The following is a 19,533-nucleotide window of genomic DNA, read 5'->3' as shown; positions in this document are numbered from 1 at the left end:
AACTGTGCCATAATTCAATGGGGGTGTCAAATGAGGAATACAATATACAAAAAGATTTTTTTCTCTTTTTCCATCATTATTGTTTTATATACAGTTTTATTACTTTTTGTTTTTATTTCCAAAGAATTGAGCCGTCAGCGTTATGAGTCTGCCGTTGAGGTAGAATTCTATTTGGAAAGAGAAAGTGCACGGATTGATTCACAGATTGAGACGGCAATTGATTCAACACAAATGTTAGCCGACAATAAAAAGATCCAAGAATTAGCCAATGTAAAACAAAATAATTATGCATTATTTTCAGATATCTTCGACCAAATGAAAGATAATCTTTTTTCAGGCTATCAGTTAGGTTATAATCTCGGAATCACACAAGGGATAAATCAAAAAGTTGTAGGATTGAATGGTTATTTTGATTTTGATGATTATTTAAGTTTTATTGGGATACCCAAGGACAATCCTGAAATTCAAGAATTTTTTAATGATGATGATCGGTATAGAATTCGTATTATTACCGTAAATCAAAGTATTTATCTACTAAGAAAAATTTATCAAGCAGATAATCCAGCTTCGTTATATTTTATTGTAAATTGGGATAAGCAGCGCCTTCACGCACAAGAAAATATTAATGAGTTAGGAAAGTTATACTTTCAAGATTCAGAGGCGAGCAAAAAGAACCTTGGAGATGGGATTAGTATATTATCTTCTTTAGTTCCGATAAAGCCACAAAAATCGAATCTAATTGGACATAAAGTAGAGTCAGATAATTCTATTTTTTGGAAGTTTTCCAACATCGTTCCTTCGTTGGCTTATGTCTATATCGTGCCGCAAAAGAACTTAAGTCGTTTACCCTTAGATACTGTGTGGGTTATTGTCGCTGTTTTAGTTGCCTCTTTGTTGTTGGGTTCATTACTGACGCTATATTTTAGTCGAACGAATTATCGTCCTTATCGCAAAATAATCTCAGAAATTCAACATGATGATAGCGGTAGCGTAAACGTGGAAATTCTATTGAAAAAAATTGAAGATTTAAAAACGGGTCGTGCGGACTATGATCGCTTTCAAGCATCAAATATTGAAGACATTAGAGAAATGTTTTTCAAAAATGTTTTACTGGGGAAATATCCACCTAATGATCTTCAAAGAATCGCTTCTAGTGTGGGGTTAGAGTCACTAAAATCAGGGGGGTTAATTGCAATTTTAACGATTAAGGGACGTTCAACAGATGAAGAGAACTTAAAAGAAAGAGAGCTGCTAAAAGCACGACAAAGGATTATTGAATATGGGACAGATACGAAAAATATTAAGTTATACGTCCAACCGATTGATTCCGGACGATTTGCTTTAATTTATTCTACGAAAGAACAAGCGGGGGTCTTAAGGAGAATTGAAGATTTACGTAACCTCTTGGCAAATAATCTTCATTTAGAAAGTCAGTTTTTCCTATCAGTTCCATTTGATACGATTACAGATTTTGCATCGGTTTTTAGAGACGTTTTTAGTTTAAATACAGACAGCTTATTTAAACCTGAACAAATTATTATTAATCGTTCTCTAGATAAAGGCAATGACTTTGTTTACTCTGTTGAAGCTGAGCAGAGACTTGTCCATCTTGTTAAAGCGCGAAAAATTGAGGAAGCACGTAATCTGGTTGAGAATATTTTACGAACAAATTACATTGAAAAAAGACTTACGACCCATGCGTTAGAAGATTTAAAGCAGTCTTTAATTAATACAATAAAACGAATTACGCAATTGTTGGGTGTAGATTTTGCTGATTTCTATACGAATAATCAAACACTATTTGAACAGCTAATTAGTACAGATTCCAAAGAGCTCTATAGAGTGTTTTTGACATTATTCCAAGAAGTATTTACTGCTGCCAAAGAGAGCGAAGAAGAGGCGCAAGATATTATAAAACGTGTGCTGGAATATATTGATATAAATTATAAAGAGGATCTATCTCTATCTGATTTAGCTGAAAACTTTAAATTAACAGAATCCTATTTGTCTCGTCTAATTAAAGAAGGAACAGGGATTACATTCAAGAGTTATTTGAATCAATTGAAAGTAAATTATGCGAAAAAATTATTAATGGAGAAAAAAATGAAAGTTAATGAAGTTGCTGAGTCTGTAGGAGTCAAGAATGTCAACACATTCATTCGCATGTTTAAGCAATATGAAGGTGTCACACCAGGCAAATATCAAACTTATGGCAATGAAGAAAAATAAAAGTAAATATCACTGTGTCGTAAAAAAATATTATTTGTAGAAAGAAATTCTTTGATTTTGTTACCGATCGATAGAAAGTAACGAGAATTAAAAATAGGAGCGTAAGTATGGAAATAAGTGAATTTAATCGTATTACAGAGCAGCATTTAACCTTGTTATTAGAGGCTGATCCGGCAGAAAAAATAGTGAGAGACTATACAAAACGAGGGACAGCTTTTGAATTGCGACAAGAAGGGAAATTGGCAGGGGTTATCGTGTTATTGCCGACACGGCCGGAAACCGTTGAAATCATGAACGTAGCAGTTGCCAAACCATTTCGTAGACAAAAATTAGCACAAACGCTGTTAGGCCATGCTCTTTGGTGGAGTAAGAAAAATGGTTTTCGAACAGTTGAAATTGGTACCGGATCAACTGGGATGGAACAACTTTATCTGTATCAAAAATGTGGCTTTCGGATGACCCATATTGAGCGTGACTTTTTTGTGCGCCATTATCCTGAAGAAATTATTGAAAATGGTCTGGTATTAAAGGATATGGTCCGTCTGGCCCAAGATATAGAGTAAAAGGAGAGTTTAGTATTGTTAGATAAATCAATTCCTTATAAAGAAGTTTGGATGAAACGCAAACTGACGCTGCCGATTTTAGCGGCAGCTTTGCCAAAGGGATTTTCATTTCAATTTTATCAAGTTGGTGATGAAAAAGCGTGGAGTGAAATTGAAACGAGTGTTTTAGAATTTGAAAATACAACCGAAGCAATGCGCTATTTCAAACGTACCTTTGCACCCTACAAAGAAAAATTAGCGCAGCAGATGTTGTTTGTGGTCGATCCCAACGGTAAAAAAGTTGCAACCTGTACGGCGTGGCAAAAAGAAATTCAAGGAGAAAGTTATCCTTTATTTCATTGGTTGGCAGTTGATCCTAAGTATCAGGGACTAGGACTGGCAAAAGCGTTGGTAGCACGGATATTGCAAATTTTTCAAACCATGATGCCAGAAGAAGCGACAATTTATCTGCATACGCAAACGTGGAGTCACGATGCTATTGGCTTGTATGAAAAATTTGCCTTTTCCTTAATGGCAGAAAATCTTGATGGCACAGTTAATGACGATTACCCAGCGGTTATAGAAATATTAAATCGTTTAAGAAAATAGACGTTTTCATTTTTATATAGAAATTTTAAGCTACAAAAAAAGAAGAACAGGTAAGGAGAAAAGAAAATGAGGGAATTGACGTTTGTTAAAAGTGCTGAAGAGGACAAAGTATGCCAAGTTTTAGAAAATAAAAAGGAAGTTTATTTTTTGTCAGAGGTTTTGACCTTGCCTACACGTAAAAGATACCGACTGTATAACACTGATGGGCAAGAATTAGGGGAAATAAAGCGCAAACGCTATAGCATGGGGTATGTCGACTTACCACGGCTGTTTTTGAAACTAAGAGCCTATAATGAAATTAGTATCGTCAAAGATATGAAAAATTTCCGTACGAGTTATGAAATTAAAGGAGAAAGTTTAGCACTTACGGGAACATTTTTAGGAGATAGCTTTGCTATCATTAAAGGTGTAGAAAAAATTGCAACAGTGCAAGTTGGCAAAGAAAAAGAAGCCTATACTTTTACAGTTCAAGTATTAAAAGAGAACTTTGAAACCTTGATTGTCGGTTTTGTAACCCTCTTAATCTTTGTATATGATCATGAGAATGTTAAATTAGAGCAAAGCGAGTAACACGCATTAGCGACATATGATTTAGCAGTGGCAGAAAAAAGCATTTTGTTGCATTTTTTTAGCTACAATAAAAGATAAACTGCCACACAAAAAAACAGGAACTGCCTACTTTTGTAAGACAGTTCCTGTTTTTTTTCTGACGCAATAGTTAGGGGGCTAGTGCGTACTTTTGAAATGTTTCATTTCAAATACCAGCTCTTTAAAAAAATGCAAGAATCAGTCTCTGATAAAGAGCATCAAAATACAAATTTCTGAGATTTTGTAAAAGAGCTAAGCGGTATTTTCTGCATTTATAATTATCTACTCAAGGCATGACGAAGTACTTGTTTTTGCCAAGCATTTTCGTAATGAGCCAATTGTTCATGGTAGCTGCGACTTCCTTTTTGAATCCGGACTTGCATGAATTTGATCAAGAGTAAAAATGCGGTGATGATACTAAATAAAATAATAAATTGTAACATCTTCCTCACCTCCTGAAACTAGTTTAGCGTCTTTTAGTTTTATCCAGATAGGACATATGTCATAATGAAAGTGATTGGAGGCGGATACATTGCAAAAAAAGTCGCTAAATGTTAAACAAGAACAAATTTTGGCAGAATGGAATTTAGCAAAAGACCATTTACGAGGGTGTGAGTTGTGGCAATTTGAACAAAGAGAAACCATCATTACCCAAGGTGCGTTGTTGGATCGCTTGCTTTTTGTTTTATCCGGCAAAGCGAAAGTTTGTACCTTAGCTGATAATGGCAAAAATTTGGTTTTAGCCTACTATATTTCTGAAGGTATTATTGGCGATATGGAGTTTGCTATGAGAAAAGATGAGGCGGAAACGACAATGGTGGCATTGTCTGATTTTCAGTGTATTGCCCTGCCGATTTTGCCCAATGAAGCTTATTTACGACAGAATAGTCTTTTTATGAACACAATGGCACAAGGCTTGGCCGAAAAACTACAGCTTAGTTCGGAAAATTTTTTATCGGCGGCTTTTTATCCAGGAAAACAGCGTCTATGTGATTATATCCTGCAATCGGCATATAAAAATTTCTTTAGCGATAATCTAACCGATGTGGCGGCGACAATTGGAATGAGCTACCGTCATATGTTTCGTTTGCTAAATGATTTAATAACAACTGGCGTTTTGACAAAAGTTGGCAATGGCTACGAAATTTTACAGCCGGACCAATTGCAGCATTTTGCGAAAGGATATTTATAGTGGGACATATGTCCTAGTGATAGAAAAAATTTTAGCGAGCTCTTAAAAGCGCATTGATTGTCCTCAAGTTACATTCCAGCTAAAATGAAAGCAAAGAAAAAAGATGGAGGCGTTAGGATGGACTTGGAATTAGCGGTAAAACTTACAGAGGATTTAAGAGAAATCTATTGGGAAAAATGGCAAAGCCACTTGTATTTTGTACCAACAAAGAAGATTTTGCCTAAAGTGGAGCGAGGAATTTATATAACGACAGAAGAAAGACAGGTTAAGACAATAGAACTTACGGATCCAAAGTCAGTCACCCAGCCAACTATTGTCATTGAGGTGCCTTGGGAAATCGAGCCAGTGCTTTTATTGCAACATTTAGTAAATGTTTGGGAAGAAAATGGCTTAGAAGTCATCACGAAAGCCCCGACTGAAAAAATTCCAAGTAATCAATATGATAACCTTGCAACATTTCAGTTGGATCTTTTTTCTGTCTTTAATTTTTTAGGCTATCCAATGGCCAAAGTGAAGAAAAAACCGGCCAAAGCACAACACCGCTGGAATAAAAAAGTCAGTGACATTACGTTTCACATTAACCATGAAGGCGCTACAGGAGAGGCAATTTGGCGTAAGCGTAATGAATTGGTCTTATTAAAAGGAGCGAAATTAAAAGCCGAAGCACCTTTGAATAAAGATGGTAGCGTAGGCTTTGCGGTACGTTTTACCAATCAATTACGGGATGAAAATGCGGATAAGGTGAAAGACTTTACGACGATTGCAGATATTGTTTTTAAAAGTGTGAATGAGTTGGGCAATTTTTTATATTTTGCCGGTACCAATAGTTGGTTGGTGCTAAAAGATGACAAGGGCAACACCATTGATAGTTATACGGTGGTGAAATAGCTCAGAAAGGACAGTTATGTCAGAGAAAATTTTTACCATGCCTGTTGCTAAAGTATATCCCTTATATGTAAAAAAAGCAGAGCGCAAAGGCCGCAGTAAAGCTGAAGTGGATGAAATTATCATGTGGCTGACGGGCTTTGACAAAGAACAATTAGCTAGGGAGATACAAAATGATACCGATTTTGAAAACTTCTTTTTAAAAGCGCCACAACTTAATCCAGCAGCAACTTCCATTAAAGGTGTGATTTGTGGCGTACGGGTGGAAGAAATAAAAGACCCTTTGATGCAAAAAATTCGCTATTTAGATAAGTTAGTTGATGAACTGGCAAAAGGTAAAGCGATGGATAAAATTTTACGTAGCAATTGAGGAAAGCAACCCTTTTTAACCAGATAACTTTGCGTATCCAATGTATTGCGCTAAATTTCATGCAGTAAAAATAGTCTGGGACATAACTCAAAAAGTTATGTCCCAGACTATTCGTATCTGAATAAACGGTGGAATCAGCAGCAACTCCTCGGAGTTAGACGCTTCTGTTCCAACCTCTTTTTTTGCTATACTAAAAAAATACTTTAGTTTAAGGCGGGGATAGGATGAAAATTGCAATTTTAGGTTATTCTGGTAGCGGTAAGTCGACTTTAGCCGCTTATTTAGGCAAGCAGTATGGTATTAGTTACCTGCATTTAGATCAAGTGCAGTTCACTGACAACTGGCAAACGCGTCCAGAAACTGTTGCCAAAGAGATTGTCGAAGATTTTATGGGAAAACCAGATTGGATTATTGACGGCAATTATACCCGTTATTATCAAGCAGAACGTTTGAAACAGGCAGACCAAATTGTACTCTTATTATTTCCCCGTTATGCCGCTCTTTGGCGGATATTTAAACGAACAGTGCGTTATCATGGTAAATCTAGACCGGATATGGCAGCTAACTCTCCAGAACATTTTAGTTGGGAATTTTTCTGGTGGATTATCTGGAAAGGACGAACTTCGAATGTGAGAAAGCACTATCAAACCATTCAAAACCAATACCCACAAAAGGTTATCGTTATTAAAAATCAGCAGCAATTAAATGCTTTTTATCGCCGGCCAAAAAATAGTGACTGACAATCATAGTTTGAATGTAATCGTCTAGAGTTAATTCAAACTATGATTTGTCACGATTTCAATGATTTATTTTTCTGGTGGATAAGTAAATCCGGGCAGCTGCCCACTTTGACTGGTGAGGGGAAAGACATCTACTTTAGTTACAGTGGCGCTTTTTACCGTGTCATCTGTTAAAATCTTTTCTAATTCAAAGGCGGGTAAATATAGGGTTACGCCATATATTTTGAGGCCATTTTTGTTCACATCTGCTAAAACATTTTTTAACGTCGCAGCTTGAATTTTACTAGGGTCTTGTGCTAGAAAGCTCTCGTTTTTGATTAAGTATTGCAGTAATGATTTAAAATGGGTGGTTTGGCGTTTTTCTTCTGACCATTGATTTTGCTTTGTGTCAGCTAGGTGGCTAACCAATAAGGGGAAATCATCATTTAATTGCTTTTCATTTTTAATGCCGACGCCAATACCCGAAAAGCCGCCAGCAGGATTAAAGCCTACGACAACAGGGTTATTCGTGTCATCAATTGTCTTTTGTGAAGGGCGCACAGCCTGCCACAATGTATTCACGTTATTAGTATTGAGTTTTAGCCACTCTTGGTAGGCGCTAATACTTTTATCTGCTTTAAAAACAAGGTTGACATTAACATAGGTGCTTTTTGGCAGCGGCTTGATATTTTCTCTCAGATTGCTTTTTGCAAGAGCGGTATCAGCTTTGACAACTTTTGTGTCAGCTAGTTGGTTTGAAGGGAGCATTTCTTGGCTAAATGTGGGCGTGAAATAATGAAAGTCAGAATTATTCAAGTAAAGTTTATTCCGCTTAATTTCAAATGTCTTAGTACCGATTATTTGGTTGCTGTATTTAGAGCGATAGGTTTCGTTGATTTGATAAGTTCCAATTCCTGTTTGTTCCATCGTCAAATCCGTCATGTCATAATCTGGGATTGTCAATTCATTATAAATTTGGCGATCGAAAATATACTGGTTACCTTCTACATAGGCGTTTTGACCAGTTGGATTATAAAAGAATTGATTCAAAACTTTGGGTACTGCTAAAAATAGTAGGATCGTCACAAGAACCGCACTAAAAACAAGCAGTATTCCCCGACGATGATTTTTTTGTTGTATTTTTTTTTGCACTTTTTCAAAATCAAAATTTTGTTGGGTCATCTTGTAACATCTCCTTTAATTGCTTGCGACTGCGATACAGACGGGTCTTTACTTGTCCAAGGGATAAATTTGTAAGTGCAGCAATTTCTTTTATTGGCCAATCGAGAAAGTAAAATAAATAGAGCAGCTCTTGTTGGTCTTGCGGCAAGGTATCTAGTGCGTGATAGAGCTGTATTTTTTCCTCAGTTTGTAACAGCTGCTCCAAAGGTGAAAAATCAGAATCAGAAATTGTCTGTGCCGTTGTTTTTGTTAAGGGGATAATGTGCCAACGCTTTTTCTTGCGGGTAAGATCGATATAATGATTTTTGATCACACGTAACAACCAAAATTTTACCCTTTCTTCTGGTAAAGTAGCAAAAGCGTCTAAAAGTTTAAAAAAAGCATCACTTACTAAATCTTCTGCGAGCGTTACATCTTTTGTCAGGCTCAAACTATAAAGCCAGCATTCTTTGGCGTAGCGCTCATATAAAATTGCCAATTCTGACTTCATCTTTTTCACCCCTTCATTATAAATACGTTTTTTTTTAGCTTTGGTTACAGTTTTTCTTTAATTTTAACATTTCTATTAACTTTTATTGAAAGTGCTTTTTTGAAGCGGGAATAAAGGTATAAAAATGGGATGTTTGTTACACTTATTTAAGTAGCAACCTTAAAATAAGTTTTTTTTGTGAAGGGGCGAGTAAGTATGACGGGAAAAATTGCGGCAGTAGGATTTTATGAAGGATTACCACTAAGTGATCCCAATAGTTTTCAAGATATAATGGTGCCACGTCCCCAGCCTTTAGCCAATGATCTATTAGTTGCAGTTAGAGCGGTTTCTGTGAATCCAGTCGATACCAAATTGCGACAAAATGCTCAAAAGACGTTAACGCCACAAATTTTAGGCTTTGATGCAGTTGGAGAGGTAGTGGCGACAGGGGCAAATGTCCACGATCTTCAAGTGGGCGACAGAGTGTATTATGCAGGGACAAAAAAGCGCGCTGGTAGTAATCAAGCATTGCAATTGGTTGATCGCCGTATTTGTGCCCTAGCTCCTAAAACATTGACTGAAGCAAAGGCTGCCGCCATGCCGTTAACAACGTTGACTGCCTATGAACTATTATTTGAAAAATTTGGTTTAGTGGCAGAAAAAAATGCTAATGAGGGTAAGAAGATTTTAATTATTAATAGCGCAGGCGGGGTGGGTTCAATTATGAGTCAATTGGCGCACTGGGCCGGCTTAAGTGTTTATGGTACGAGCAGTCCGCATAATTTTGAATGGCTGCGCTATAATCAAGTCGATTATCCGATTGATTATCACGGTGATCTGGAACAAAATTTACAAGCGACTGGCACAAATAAATTTGATTATATTGCCGTACTCTACGCCATTACCCCTTATTTTGAAGCCGTTAGTAACTTAATTGCGCCCTTAGGACATGTTGGCACCATTGTAGAGGTGAAAGAGGCACTGCCATTAGTTGCATGGAAAAATTTATCGGTTAGTTTTGATTGGGAATACATGTTTACTAAAACGGATTTCAACCAAGAAATTGAAAGTCAAGGGAAAATTTTAGCTCACGTGGCGCAATTGATTGATGAAGGAGAGCTTCACACAACGTTAACCAAAACAATTTCTGGCGGAATTAATGCAAAAAATTTGAAAAAAGCGACCGCGTTAGTTGAAAAAGGACATATGATAGGTAAAGTCGTCGTAACGGGACCTTTTTAGAATGTTATTTTAAAATCTTTAAAATAGGAATTCGCATTTTTAAAAATTTGTCTTCTTGTTTTATAATATTAGTGTCTTAGTAATAAATGTAATGGGTTACATTTTTAAAGACAGTTTTTTTTAGTTTGCTTTTAGTAAATTTGAAAATATTCAGATATGAAACTGTTGTTATAATTTGAAGATGATATGGTGGATGCTATTAGAATTTTTTTAGGTTGCGTGGGGTTAAAAACGGAGGATACATCATGGAACAAAGAAAAATAATTGGAAAGATTCTCCAAGTTGTGGTCGCGATTATTTTGGGCTTTGTTGCCTATTGGGTGTTAATAGTATTAACAGGAGGAACGACACTTTAAAAGCGTGAAGTGAGGGATTAAAAATGGGGAAAGTACAGCGGTATTTTGGATTAACGTTACTCGGTTTTTTACTCGTGTATTTTTTTGATTTTCATGATTGGCGTCTTTTTTTATTTTTGGGACTTCCGGCTACGTTGACGGGATATTATTTGGCGGCCTATCATCATCGAGAATTTGCTAAGCAGTGAGAATAGATGCGACAGCTTCGTTTTTTAACGCTAGCGTGGCTACGCAAAAATAAAAAATGGAATGGTGAAAAGTTAAGGTAAAATGGGATTTTCCTTAACTTTGAGCAATTCCATTTTTTTTATGCTGTCTTTCCCATATAATGAGCATGAAACTAACTAAAAGGAAGCTGCTTATGAAAACATTTAAAGAATTATTGCATCAAGAAGCGGTACAACCCTATCTTTGGCAAGCCCGCTATGGTGTCGAAAAAGAAAGTCAACGGATTACAGCAGAGGGCACCTTGGCCAAAACAGATCATCCCTCAGTCTTAGGTAATCGTGCGTATCACCCGTATATTCAAACTGATTTTTCCGAAACCCAATTGGAATTAGTCACACCTGTAGCTGAAACAGCAAGTGAATTGATGCGATGGTTAGCGGCTATTCACGACGTTACCTATCGTTCAATGTCGCAAGCAGAATTTATGTGGCCAATGAGTATGCCACCTCGTTTACCGGCAAAAGATGAAGACATCGTTATTGCGAAATTAGACACTTTTGAAGATATTTTATACCGTCGTTATTTGGCTAAAGCCTATGGTAAAAGAAAACAAATGGTCTCAGGCATTCATTTCAACTTCGAATTTGGCGCAGATTTGTTACAAAATTTATTTGCAAGTCAAAGTGAATACCCAGATTTTACTGACTTTAAAACGGCAGTCTACTTGAAAGTTACGCGTAACTATTTGCGTTATCGCTGGTTTTTAACCTATTTATTTGGTGCTACACCAACGAGTAACGAAGGCTATTTTGTGGCAGAAGATGCACCAAATGAACCTGTACGTAGTATCCGCAACAGTCGCTTTGGTTATACCAATCACAATGATGTGCATGTTTCTTATGAAAGTTTAGCAAAATATTTAGCCGATATTGCACAGATGGTAGAAAGCGGTAAACTTTCAGAAGAAAAAGAGTTTTATGCGCCAGTGCGCCTGCGGGGTGGGCAAAAAGTTTCGGACTTAGCGCAAACTGGTATTCGTTATATTGAACTACGCAATATTGACTTAAATCCCTTTACGCCCTTTGGCATTAGCCAAGAGCAAGTGGAATTTTTCCATGCCTTTATGTTGTATATGCTTTATTTACCCGAAGAGGCAGCCGCGGATGAATGGGTAGCAAAAGGAGATGAAATTAATAATTTTGTGGCCTTGGAACGACCTGATCACCTGACCGATTATGTCGAAGAAGGAATGGACTTGGTGGCCGGACTTAAGGCTATGGTGAAAAAATTGCAGCTACCATTACCAACGGACTTCTTTACTTTTGTTGAAAATGCTTTTGTAGATCCTAGCGAAACTTTTGCGGCACGTTTGTATGCAGCTACAAAAGAAAATCCTATAAACTGGGGACGCAAGATCGCCAAAGAAAACCAAGCAAAAGCGTGGGCGAAACCCTATCAATTGGCTGGTTTTGCTGATATGGAATTATCAACCCAAATCATGATGTTTGATGCGATTCAAAAAGGTGTCCAAGTTACTGTTTTGGACGAGCAGGATCAGTTTTTACAATTACGTTTTGCTGGGCGCACCGAATATGTCAAAAATGCGAATATGACCAGTAAAGATAGTTATGTTGTACCGTTAATGATGGCCAATAAGACGGTGACAAAAAAAGTCTTAGCTAAAGCGGGCTTTCGCGTACCGCAAGGAATGGAGTTTACGGATATCGATGCGGCACTGCTTGCTTATCCAAAATTTGCTAAAAGTGGCTTTGTGGTCAAACCGAAATCTACCAATTATGGTTTGGGAATATCCATTTTTAAAAACGGTGCCAGTCTAGAAGATTTCAAAGAAGCCTTAACAATTGCCTTTGCTGAGGACACAGCTGTTTTAGTAGAGGAATTTATGGCAGGAACTGAATATCGTTTCTTTGTTTTAGACGGTGAGGTTAAAGCCATCATGTTGCGAGTACCTGCAAATATTGTCGGTGATGGAAAGCATACCATTGCCCAATTAGTGGCTGCAAAAAATCAAGATCCGCTAAGAGGAACACAGCATCGTTCGCCGCTAGAATTAATCCAGTTAGGCGAGCTTGAAAAATTAATGCTAAAAGAACAAGGCTACACAACCAACAGCGTTCCAGAAGTTGGTGTAACGGTTTATTTGCGGGAAAATTCTAACGTTAGCACAGGTGGGGATTCTATCGATGTGACCGATGACTTTGCAGCAGATTATAAAAAAATTGCAGCAGATGCGGTAACAGCCTTGGGGGCTAAAATTTCCGGGATTGATTTAATTATTCCGGACAAAGAAAAACCCGCCAATAAAGAAAAAGCCTATGGCATTATAGAAGCCAATTTTAATCCCGCCATGCACATGCATGTCTATCCCTTTGGCGGAAAAAGCCGGCGTTTGACCATGGACGTGTTGCGATTTTTATATCCTGAGATCAATTAAATTAAAAAAGTCAGATACGCTGCGTAATTTTAGCGACAGCGTATCTGACTTTTATTTTTTAATATTCAAAACTTTTAATTTCAATGGTTTGCTTGGTTTCTTCCACTTTTAAGCCAGTCGTAGCTTCCCACCAGTTTTTCATTTCTTTCTCGTAAGTTGTAGGAAAAGCATCGACAATTTCTAGTAAGCTTTTATTATTGATTTTGGCATAAGGAAAATTCAAGGTTAAATTGTACTTCAGCTCCGTTAACAAACTGTAATATTGGAACATTAGGTAATTCATTTCATCTGGATCATCACAAGATAAAACTTTTGGTGCACGGTCCAGCATAAAGCCAAAACTGCGCATCATAAACATAATTCCATCCAAATGATCAGGTTGAATATAAGAAGCATCCTTCAAAATATCAATATGCGTATCAAGGGCTTCTAGTAATTCCGTTTTTAAAGCAGTGTATTCTGGTTGTGTCATAGCAATCCCTCCTAATTAAGCTGTTTTAAATGATTGAGTTATCAAATCATTTAAAACTCGTTTTTGTCAGCAAATCGTCAGCTGTCTCATCGCTTTAATTTTTGATTTTAATGAAATAAGCGCTCAAAAAAGCCGGTTTTTTTCTCCGGTTTTTGTTCTGTTTTTTCTTCATTTTCTTCAGGATATTTTTTTTCCACATCAATTACCGGCTCGTTGACGGCTTCTTTAGCAACTAATAGCAAACCAAAGCTGTCGGGATTAGCATCTACAAAATCATTCACGACTGTAAATTTTGCATTGTTTTTAGTGGCCAGTTGAATATATTCGCCTTGTAGACTTTCTGGCATTTGGCCATTTAAAAGAATCGTGGCATCTTCATGTTTTTTTAATTCAGTTAAAAAACTGTCTTTATCAGTGGGATTTTTCATTTGCGCAATGGTCATGCTTAAATAGCAGCGTTCACGAAATGTTCCCATATATTTATGTTGTTCATCAGGATTAACTAACGGCGTACCATAGCGCCCCTTATCCAAGTGCTGTTGTAATTCGTCTGTCATCTCGTCTCCCCCAATAATTCTGATAAGCTAATTATAGCATGTTTGAAAGAAAAGGTAAGAAAATGCTTGCATTCTGATTATTTACAGGATTTCATTGGAAATCGCCTTTTTTTCTGAAAATGAAAGGGGTATACTAATTGTCAGTAGATGAACAACAAAGAAGAAAGAAGGCGACTATTTTGGAAAACTTAGGGGAAAAAATGCTGTTACCGTTGATTATTTTATTTTTATTGGTTAGTACATATATCGACAGCCTTTCTCTTTTTCAAATCATTGGGGGAATTTTGCTGGTGATTTTAATACCAGCTGGCTTGAAATTTTTAAAAGTGCGCCAGATGGAGCGTTCATAATCACAAAAAAGCACGTCACCAATCTGAAGCTTGGGGGTTGTTTACACCAGTTTTCCTAAGCCTATTTAGATTTGTGACGTGTTTTTTATTTGCTTGTAGTTTATTGTCTATGCCTATTTCAGTTGTCGATTTGGAGGTAGCGTTGGTATTTTTACTATTTTAAAGCTTTTTTTGTACTATAATAAAAAGAAAAGGACGAAGAAGGGATTTTTGTGAAACGCATTTTAATAAATGGTAAAATTTTTACCGGTGAAAAATTTGTCTCTGCCATGGAGATAACAGATGAGACAATTAGCTGGATTGGGGATAGTCAAACCGCACGCAAACGTGCTGCTGATGAAGTAGTGGATTTAAAAGGGCGGTTGACCTTACCGAGTTTTTGGGATGTCCATACTCATCCGTTGTGGATTTCAGAAACATTAGGTAGTGTTGCTTGTACACCACCTAATGTTTTCAGTATTGAAGAGATGATTGCAGCTTTAAAAAATTCCCCTCAAGTAGGCAAAAAAGATGCGTGGATTGAAGGTTGGGGGTATGATGAATCAAAACTTGCAGAATCCCGCACGCCAACACGTCACGATTTAGACAAGGTATCCACTACCCAACCCGTTTATGTCTTGCGTTCAGATTGTCATTCTTGTGCGGTTAACTCTGTGGCGCTAAAATTAGCCGGCATTACAAAAGAGACTCCCGACCCTTTTGGGGGCATGATTGGACATTTTGAAAATGGTGAACCCAATGGCGTAATGTTGGAAAATGGTGCCAGTAAATTAATTAAAGCAGTCAAAGAAAAGGACACCTTTGAAAATGTCGTCAAACGCACCTTGAAATTGGCCGCACATTATCGTAGTCGTGGTATCGGTGTGATTAGTGACATGATTAGTTTGGTTGCACCATTTGATTATGCTGAAATTTATTCAGAAGCAGCTCGTCGCACCTTGGAACAAGAAGTTTATTTGTATTACTCCATCGATGAAATTAAACGCTTCAATTTGACTAAATTACCGCAACCTACCCATCCCCACGTGCATGTTGCAGGAATTAAATTGTTTATGGATGGGACGATTTCCAATCGAACTGCCAGAGTTAAAAAACCTTATAAAAATGCGACTACCACCGGATTTTCTATTAATACTGCTAAAGACTTACAACTGGCATATAAATTTGCAAAAGAAAATAACTGTCAAATTGCGATCCATGCGATGGGGGATGCCGCAATTCAGTTGATTTTGGATACTTATGGTGATTTACAACCGTGGTTATCTGATCGTCCTTCGGTCAGAATTGAACACGCAACATTACTAGATGATAAAATATTAAAACAATTTCGGGATGCAAAAATGAATTTTGCCTTTGTTACACAAATCATTTTCTTGTACGCTGAATATGCTGCTTATTTTCAAAATTTAGATGAAAAACGTTTGAAGGAATGTTATCCCCTAGCTTCCATGTTACAAAGTGGGGTGCGGACAGCATTATCTTCTGATGCTCCTGCGACCGCTTGGATTAAACCAGATGATGTTTTTGCTAGTCTTGCTTGTGCGGTTACACGTCTTGGCGCAAATGGGGAGGATTTAAATCATAAAGAGGCAATCGATCTTGTTACTGCCTTAAGCATGTATACAAAAGCTGCAGCAGGTATGGTAGAAACAGCGCAAACAGGGATGCTTACAGTTGGTCAAAGTGCTGACATCATTGTTCTTTCCCAAGACTTATTTAACGTCGATCCGCAGCAGTGGCAAAAGACAACAATTGAAAAAATGTATCTCCGGGGAAAAGAACTAAACGCATAAAAACAAATGAAATAGAGGTGTAAAATGGAAGAATTCGTTAATATTCCTTTGACATTCGCTGAAAATACCGTATTGGAGACCAATCGTTTACGATTACGACCGCTTAAAATAACGGATGCAAAAGATATGTATGAATACGCAAGTGACGAAGAAACAACCCGCTATGTTTTTCAAACCCATCGCAGTTTAGAAGATAGTAAATTTGCTATTGCCAACTATTTTATGGCAGATCCCCTAGGCAAGTATGCCATTGAGGAAAAAAAGAGCGGTAAAATGATTGGCACAATCGATCTACGGGTGGAAGCTAATTATGGTCGAGGCGAGCTAGGGTATACGTTAAATAAAGCTTATTGGGGGCAAGGTTTAATGCCAGAAGCGGCTTTTGCTTTACTCGTTTTAGGTTTTGATAAAATGAAGTTAGTCGCAATTAGTGCCTATCATAATTTGGAAAATGCTAAATCTGGGCGAGTGATGGAAAAGATAGGGATGAAAAAAGTTACCGAAATCAAAAGCAGTCGTTTATGGAAAGGCGAGCTAATTGATGAGGCTTTGTATCTGATTACTGCTGCCGATTGGCAAAAACGCGTCATGTAAGCTGGGCTAGTAAAATATACAATAGTTAAAAAAACAGATACTTTGAAAGGAAATGATAATATGAAACTTTCAATTGATACTGAAGTTGTGAAATTAATCCGTGATAAAATGCAGCCAGGTGATTTAGTTTACCTCGATTTTGAAGATGGAGATGGCCCTTTTGCTAACACCGGTCTTAGCTGTCGCTTGGATTTAAGTTTTCGGATTATTATCACGCCAGCTGATTATCCTGCGGTGGGACTAAATGTCTACAACGAGACCTTAATAACAGATATTGGACCGTTAAAAATTAAAAAAAGCTCCGAACGGTATTTGGAAGAAAATACGCGTCTAGTGGTAAATCAAACACTCCAGATATTGCAATTAAAAGGAGATAGTGGAATTTTAGCGAATAATATTCCTATCTTACGAATTGATAAAGTGATTGCAGGTGGTAATGATGGGAAAATTAGCGGTTGTTAGTGATCTTCATGCAGATATCAATCGTTTTACAACGGAAGATTTAGCACAGTTATTGTCCGTTTTAAAAGAAAAAAAAGCAGATCGGCTCCATTTTGCCGGTGATTTGGCCAACAAAGTGGAAAAAGCACAAGCAATTGTCGCCTATTTTGAGCAATACTTACCGACTACTTTTAATTGGGGCAATCATGAAATGGCAGATTTAACTGCTGCGGAAATTGAAGATTACCCCAATCCAGCTTTTTTAAATCAGAAAGCTTTAGCTTTAAATCAAAAAACAGTTTTAGTGGGCTATAATGGGTGGTATGACTATCGTTTTTCAACGCTAAAAGATAAAGAAAAAATCGAAGCAATCAAGCGGCTTTATTGGTATGACCGCGTGATTAAACGAGAAGAAAGTGATCAAAAAGTAGATGCGCAATTGCAAAAACGTTTAAAAAAATTATTAGATGCTTTAAAAAAAGCCGATAAAAAAGTCATTTTAGCAACGCATTTTGTTCCTAAAAAGGAATTTATTGTCTATCAAACAGATCCGAAATTAAAACGTTGGAACGAGTTAAACGCTTTTTTGGGTTCAGAAAAATTAGGGGAGCTTTTAGATCACTATGATAATCTTGAACAAGTGGTTTTTGGCCATACCCATCGTCGCTTTGATGATAAAAAAATAAATGGGACACGCTATAGCTGCCGTCCTTTTGGCTACTTTTTTGAATGGCAGCTGACACGAGAGTTTGTTTTAGAAAATCAATTAGTGGAAGAATACAACCCGATGAAATTGCGAGGCGTATTAAAAGCTCATGAAGCTCAGTTTAAAGAATATCAAAAGCAACATTTAAAAAGCGAATTTGAACAAGCCGTCACCATGATTGACTATTAAAAAAGCAGTACCAAAACAGCCTGATAAAGGGCCTTTTGGTACTACTTTTTATTTGTTGCAATGATTCAAGTAAGATTATAAAAATAAACCTTTGTATAATAAAATTGCGACGATACTTGCTAAAATTGGTGCTAAAACGGGTACCCAAGCATAGTCCCACTGGGAAGAACCTTTATATTTTAAAGGTAAAATACTGTGAAGAATTCGAGGCCCTAAATCACGAGCAGGGTTTAAACCAGGCCCGGTTGGTCCACCTAATGACGCAACCAAGGTCCAAACTAGAAAACCTAAAGCAAAATGAGCAGTTCCTAAATTATTTTGGAAAAATGGTGCTTTGGTAATTCCGATCGCTCCAAAGAATAAAATAAATGAACCAAAAAACTCATTTACAAAACCGTTTAATTTTGAACCAACACTGTTAATCGTTGAAAATGTTCCCAAAACATGATTGGTATCTTCTGTTTGATCGTAGTATGGTTTATAACACGCTACGACGATTAATTGTCCCACAATGGCACCAAGCATTTGCGCTACGATATATGGCAAAACTTCGCTCCAAGGGAACATGCCGGCAACAGCTAAACCAATTGAAAAAGCTGGGTTGATATGGTTACCGCTGATAGAGCCAAACATCATGGCAGGGATCATAACCCCACACCCATAACCAACAGCAATTAACATCCAGTCACTGCCGTACCCTTTTGTTCCTTTCAAGTCGACGTTTGCAACAGCGCCGTTACCTAGCATAATTAAAAAAGCTGTACCGACAAATTCGGCTGCTAGGCGTGTCATTAGTGAATAATCCAAATAAAAAACCTCCTCAAATTTTTGTTTGCGTTTAAAATAAGTGCAAAAAAGTAAGCTAAAAAACTCAAACATTACTATAAAAACAGATTTTATTTAAAAAGACAAATGATAACACTTCTGATAATTTCTGAAAAAATGCTGTTACATTATTATTAAGATTATTACAATTATTTTAATAGTAATCATAGAAAGTGTTTTCTATTGCGTCATATCAAGGGTTTTGCTAGAATAAAAGACAAGGATTGAATAACATCCTAATTATTTTATTCCGAGTAGGAGGAATTATTAATGAACAAAGCAGATTTAATTTCAGCTGTTGCTGAAAAATCAGGGGTTACAAAAAAAGACGCGACTGCTGTCTTGGCTGCCATCATCGATACTGTTGAAACAACATTGAAGTCAGAAGAAAGCGTACAAATTATGGGTTTTGGTACTTTTGAAACACGTAAACGTGCTGCACGTAAAGGTCGCAACCCACAAACTGGTGAAGAAATCGAAATTCCAGCATCTGTTACACCAGCTTTTAAACCAGGCAAACAATTAAAAGACGCTGTGTAAAATAAAACAGCTTTAGGAAGCCTGTAATACCGGGCTTCCTTCTTTATTTATCATCAATAC

23 protein-coding genes are annotated in these 19,533 nt (G+C 37.0%); 17 read left to right on the top strand and 6 right to left on the bottom strand.

Translation table 11 applies throughout. The features are described 5' to 3' along the window. Positions 1–30 precede the first annotated feature (30 nt). The 4 genes from K4422_RS10045 (at position 31) to K4422_RS10030 (ending at position 3,950) form a co-directional block, all read left to right on the top strand. Positions 31–2,229, top strand: coding sequence for a helix-turn-helix transcriptional regulator (locus K4422_RS10045; RefSeq protein ID WP_230711053.1), 2,199 nt, complete (start codon positions 31–33; stop codon positions 2,227–2,229). A gap of 107 nt (positions 2,230–2,336) precedes the next feature. Then, positions 2,337–2,792 (top strand): GNAT family N-acetyltransferase, encoded by a 456-nt coding sequence (locus K4422_RS10040; RefSeq protein WP_230711052.1) that lies wholly within the window; start codon positions 2,337–2,339, stop codon positions 2,790–2,792. Positions 2,793–2,807: 15 nt separating this feature from the next. Further along, positions 2,808–3,380: a GNAT family N-acetyltransferase gene (locus tag K4422_RS10035; RefSeq protein WP_230711051.1), complete on the top strand. Its 573-nt coding sequence runs from the start codon at positions 2,808–2,810 to the stop codon at positions 3,378–3,380. Positions 3,381–3,446: 66 nt separating this feature from the next. Further along, complete coding sequence (locus tag K4422_RS10030) at positions 3,447–3,950, top strand: hypothetical protein (RefSeq protein ID WP_230711050.1); 504 nt, start codon at positions 3,447–3,449, stop codon at positions 3,948–3,950. 296 nt (positions 3,951–4,246) lie between these two features. Here the strand turns inward: K4422_RS10030 and K4422_RS10025 are convergent, their stop codons facing one another. Then, positions 4,247–4,411, bottom strand: coding sequence for a hypothetical protein (locus tag K4422_RS10025; RefSeq protein WP_206903422.1), 165 nt, complete (start codon positions 4,409–4,411; stop codon positions 4,247–4,249). Positions 4,412–4,500: 89 nt separating this feature from the next. Between K4422_RS10025 and K4422_RS10020 the strand changes: the two genes are divergently transcribed. The 4 genes from K4422_RS10020 (at position 4,501) to K4422_RS10005 (ending at position 7,155) form a co-directional block, all read left to right on the top strand. Then, positions 4,501–5,160: a cyclic nucleotide-binding domain-containing protein gene (locus K4422_RS10020; protein WP_230711045.1), complete on the top strand. Its 660-nt coding sequence runs from the start codon at positions 4,501–4,503 to the stop codon at positions 5,158–5,160. 117 nt (positions 5,161–5,277) lie between these two features. Beyond that, positions 5,278–6,048 (top strand): hypothetical protein, encoded by a 771-nt coding sequence (locus K4422_RS10015; RefSeq protein WP_230711043.1) that lies wholly within the window; start codon positions 5,278–5,280, stop codon positions 6,046–6,048. A gap of 16 nt (positions 6,049–6,064) precedes the next feature. Further along, positions 6,065–6,415: a DUF2200 domain-containing protein gene (locus K4422_RS10010; protein ID WP_230711036.1), complete on the top strand. Its 351-nt coding sequence runs from the start codon at positions 6,065–6,067 to the stop codon at positions 6,413–6,415. Positions 6,416–6,639: 224 nt separating this feature from the next. Then, positions 6,640–7,155, top strand: coding sequence for a DNA topology modulation protein FlaR (locus K4422_RS10005; protein ID WP_230711034.1), 516 nt, complete (start codon positions 6,640–6,642; stop codon positions 7,153–7,155). A 66-nt stretch (positions 7,156–7,221) separates the two neighbouring features. Here the strand turns inward: K4422_RS10005 and K4422_RS10000 are convergent, their stop codons facing one another. Together K4422_RS10000 and K4422_RS09995 are read right to left on the bottom strand one after the other, a co-directional pair. After that, positions 7,222–8,316 (bottom strand): anti sigma factor C-terminal domain-containing protein, encoded by a 1,095-nt coding sequence (locus K4422_RS10000; protein WP_230711032.1) that lies wholly within the window; start codon positions 8,314–8,316, stop codon positions 7,222–7,224. Beyond that, the gene (locus tag K4422_RS09995) at positions 8,297–8,806 is read right to left on the bottom strand and encodes an RNA polymerase sigma factor (RefSeq protein ID WP_230711030.1); all 510 of its coding nucleotides are present in this window, start codon (positions 8,804–8,806) and stop codon (positions 8,297–8,299) included. The genes K4422_RS10000 and K4422_RS09995 overlap by 20 nt, the downstream gene beginning before the upstream one ends. A 195-nt stretch (positions 8,807–9,001) precedes the next feature. On the opposite strand from K4422_RS09995, the gene K4422_RS09990 reads away from it, so the two are divergent. From K4422_RS09990 to gshAB, 3 genes are all read left to right on the top strand, one after another. Then, complete coding sequence (locus tag K4422_RS09990) at positions 9,002–10,027, top strand: zinc-binding alcohol dehydrogenase family protein (protein WP_230711027.1); 1,026 nt, start codon at positions 9,002–9,004, stop codon at positions 10,025–10,027. A 379-nt stretch (positions 10,028–10,406) separates the two neighbouring features. Beyond that, positions 10,407–10,571, top strand: coding sequence for a hypothetical protein (locus K4422_RS09985; protein WP_206903430.1), 165 nt, complete (start codon positions 10,407–10,409; stop codon positions 10,569–10,571). 173 nt (positions 10,572–10,744) lie between these two features. Beyond that, positions 10,745–13,006: a bifunctional glutamate--cysteine ligase GshA/glutathione synthetase GshB gene (gene gshAB / locus K4422_RS09980; RefSeq protein WP_230711025.1), complete on the top strand. Its 2,262-nt coding sequence runs from the start codon at positions 10,745–10,747 to the stop codon at positions 13,004–13,006. Between the two features lie 58 nt (positions 13,007–13,064). On the opposite strand, the gene K4422_RS09975 is transcribed toward gshAB, so the two are convergent. Then, complete coding sequence (locus K4422_RS09975; RefSeq protein WP_206903432.1) at positions 13,065–13,478, bottom strand: hypothetical protein; 414 nt, start codon at positions 13,476–13,478, stop codon at positions 13,065–13,067. 107 nt (positions 13,479–13,585) lie between these two features. Next, entirely contained in the window at positions 13,586–14,035 is a 450-nt protein-coding gene (locus tag K4422_RS09970; protein WP_206903433.1) for a YueI family protein, read from the bottom strand. Positions 14,036–14,172: 137 nt separating this feature from the next. Here K4422_RS09970 and K4422_RS09965 point away from each other — a divergent pair, with 137 nt between their 5' ends. The 5 genes from K4422_RS09965 (at position 14,173) to K4422_RS09945 (ending at position 18,108) form a co-directional block, all read left to right on the top strand. Beyond that, complete coding sequence (locus tag K4422_RS09965) at positions 14,173–14,385, top strand: hypothetical protein (RefSeq protein ID WP_230711023.1); 213 nt, start codon at positions 14,173–14,175, stop codon at positions 14,383–14,385. A 212-nt stretch (positions 14,386–14,597) separates the two neighbouring features. Continuing rightward, complete coding sequence (locus K4422_RS09960; protein ID WP_230711022.1) at positions 14,598–16,178, top strand: amidohydrolase; 1,581 nt, start codon at positions 14,598–14,600, stop codon at positions 16,176–16,178. Between the two features lie 24 nt (positions 16,179–16,202). Further along, positions 16,203–16,772 carry a GNAT family N-acetyltransferase gene (locus K4422_RS09955; protein ID WP_230711019.1) on the top strand — a complete coding sequence of 190 codons (570 nt, stop codon included), beginning with the start codon at positions 16,203–16,205 and terminating at the stop codon, positions 16,770–16,772. A gap of 60 nt (positions 16,773–16,832) precedes the next feature. After that, entirely contained in the window at positions 16,833–17,234 is a 402-nt protein-coding gene (locus K4422_RS09950) for an iron-sulfur cluster biosynthesis family protein (protein WP_230711017.1), read from the top strand. Further along, positions 17,212–18,108: a metallophosphoesterase gene (locus K4422_RS09945; protein WP_206903437.1), complete on the top strand. Its 897-nt coding sequence runs from the start codon at positions 17,212–17,214 to the stop codon at positions 18,106–18,108. The genes K4422_RS09950 and K4422_RS09945 overlap by 23 nt, the downstream gene beginning before the upstream one ends. Positions 18,109–18,183: 75 nt before the next feature. On the opposite strand, the gene K4422_RS09940 is transcribed toward K4422_RS09945, so the two are convergent. Next, positions 18,184–18,915 (bottom strand): MIP/aquaporin family protein, encoded by a 732-nt coding sequence (locus K4422_RS09940; protein WP_206903438.1) that lies wholly within the window; start codon positions 18,913–18,915, stop codon positions 18,184–18,186. Positions 18,916–19,203: 288 nt separating this feature from the next. Here K4422_RS09940 and K4422_RS09935 point away from each other — a divergent pair, with 288 nt between their 5' ends. Then, a complete protein-coding gene (locus K4422_RS09935; RefSeq protein WP_230711015.1) occupies positions 19,204–19,473 on the top strand; it encodes an HU family DNA-binding protein in 270 nt (89 codons plus the stop codon). Positions 19,474–19,533 lie beyond the last annotated feature (60 nt).

This window comes from Enterococcus sp. SMC-9 (assembly GCF_021011285.1).
GTDB classification, from domain to species: domain Bacteria; phylum Bacillota; class Bacilli; order Lactobacillales; family Enterococcaceae; genus Enterococcus_C; species Enterococcus_C montenegrensis.
This window is presented reverse-complemented; position numbering and strand designations above follow the sequence as displayed.

Bases quoted from the DNA above. Each gene is read 5' to 3' on its own strand.
- K4422_RS10045 (WP_230711053.1), top strand. From the start codon at position 31: ATGAGGAATACAATATACAAAAAGATTTTTTTCTCTTTTTCCATCATT.
- K4422_RS10040 (WP_230711052.1), top strand. From the start codon at position 2,337: ATGGAAATAAGTGAATTTAATCGTATTACAGAGCAGCATTTAACCTTG.
- K4422_RS10030 (WP_230711050.1), top strand. From the start codon at position 3,447: ATGAGGGAATTGACGTTTGTTAAAAGTGCTGAAGAGGACAAAGTATGC.
- K4422_RS10025 (WP_206903422.1), bottom strand. From the start codon at position 4,411: ATGTTACAATTTATTATTTTATTTAGTATCATCACCGCATTTTTACTC.
- K4422_RS10015 (WP_230711043.1), top strand. From the start codon at position 5,278: ATGGACTTGGAATTAGCGGTAAAACTTACAGAGGATTTAAGAGAAATC.
- K4422_RS10010 (WP_230711036.1), top strand. From the start codon at position 6,065: ATGTCAGAGAAAATTTTTACCATGCCTGTTGCTAAAGTATATCCCTTA.
- K4422_RS10005 (WP_230711034.1), top strand. From the start codon at position 6,640: ATGAAAATTGCAATTTTAGGTTATTCTGGTAGCGGTAAGTCGACTTTA.
- K4422_RS10000 (WP_230711032.1), bottom strand. From the start codon at position 8,316: ATGACCCAACAAAATTTTGATTTTGAAAAAGTGCAAAAAAAAATACAA.
- K4422_RS09995 (WP_230711030.1), bottom strand. From the start codon at position 8,806: ATGAAGTCAGAATTGGCAATTTTATATGAGCGCTACGCCAAAGAATGC.
- K4422_RS09990 (WP_230711027.1), top strand. From the start codon at position 9,002: ATGACGGGAAAAATTGCGGCAGTAGGATTTTATGAAGGATTACCACTA.
- K4422_RS09985 (WP_206903430.1), top strand. From the start codon at position 10,407: ATGGGGAAAGTACAGCGGTATTTTGGATTAACGTTACTCGGTTTTTTA.
- gshAB (WP_230711025.1), top strand. From the start codon at position 10,745: ATGAAAACATTTAAAGAATTATTGCATCAAGAAGCGGTACAACCCTAT.
- K4422_RS09975 (WP_206903432.1), bottom strand. From the start codon at position 13,478: ATGACACAACCAGAATACACTGCTTTAAAAACGGAATTACTAGAAGCC.
- K4422_RS09970 (WP_206903433.1), bottom strand. From the start codon at position 14,035: ATGACAGACGAATTACAACAGCACTTGGATAAGGGGCGCTATGGTACG.
- K4422_RS09955 (WP_230711019.1), top strand. From the start codon at position 16,203: ATGGAAGAATTCGTTAATATTCCTTTGACATTCGCTGAAAATACCGTA.
- K4422_RS09950 (WP_230711017.1), top strand. From the start codon at position 16,833: ATGAAACTTTCAATTGATACTGAAGTTGTGAAATTAATCCGTGATAAA.
- K4422_RS09945 (WP_206903437.1), top strand. From the start codon at position 17,212: ATGGGAAAATTAGCGGTTGTTAGTGATCTTCATGCAGATATCAATCGT.
- K4422_RS09935 (WP_230711015.1), top strand. From the start codon at position 19,204: ATGAACAAAGCAGATTTAATTTCAGCTGTTGCTGAAAAATCAGGGGTT.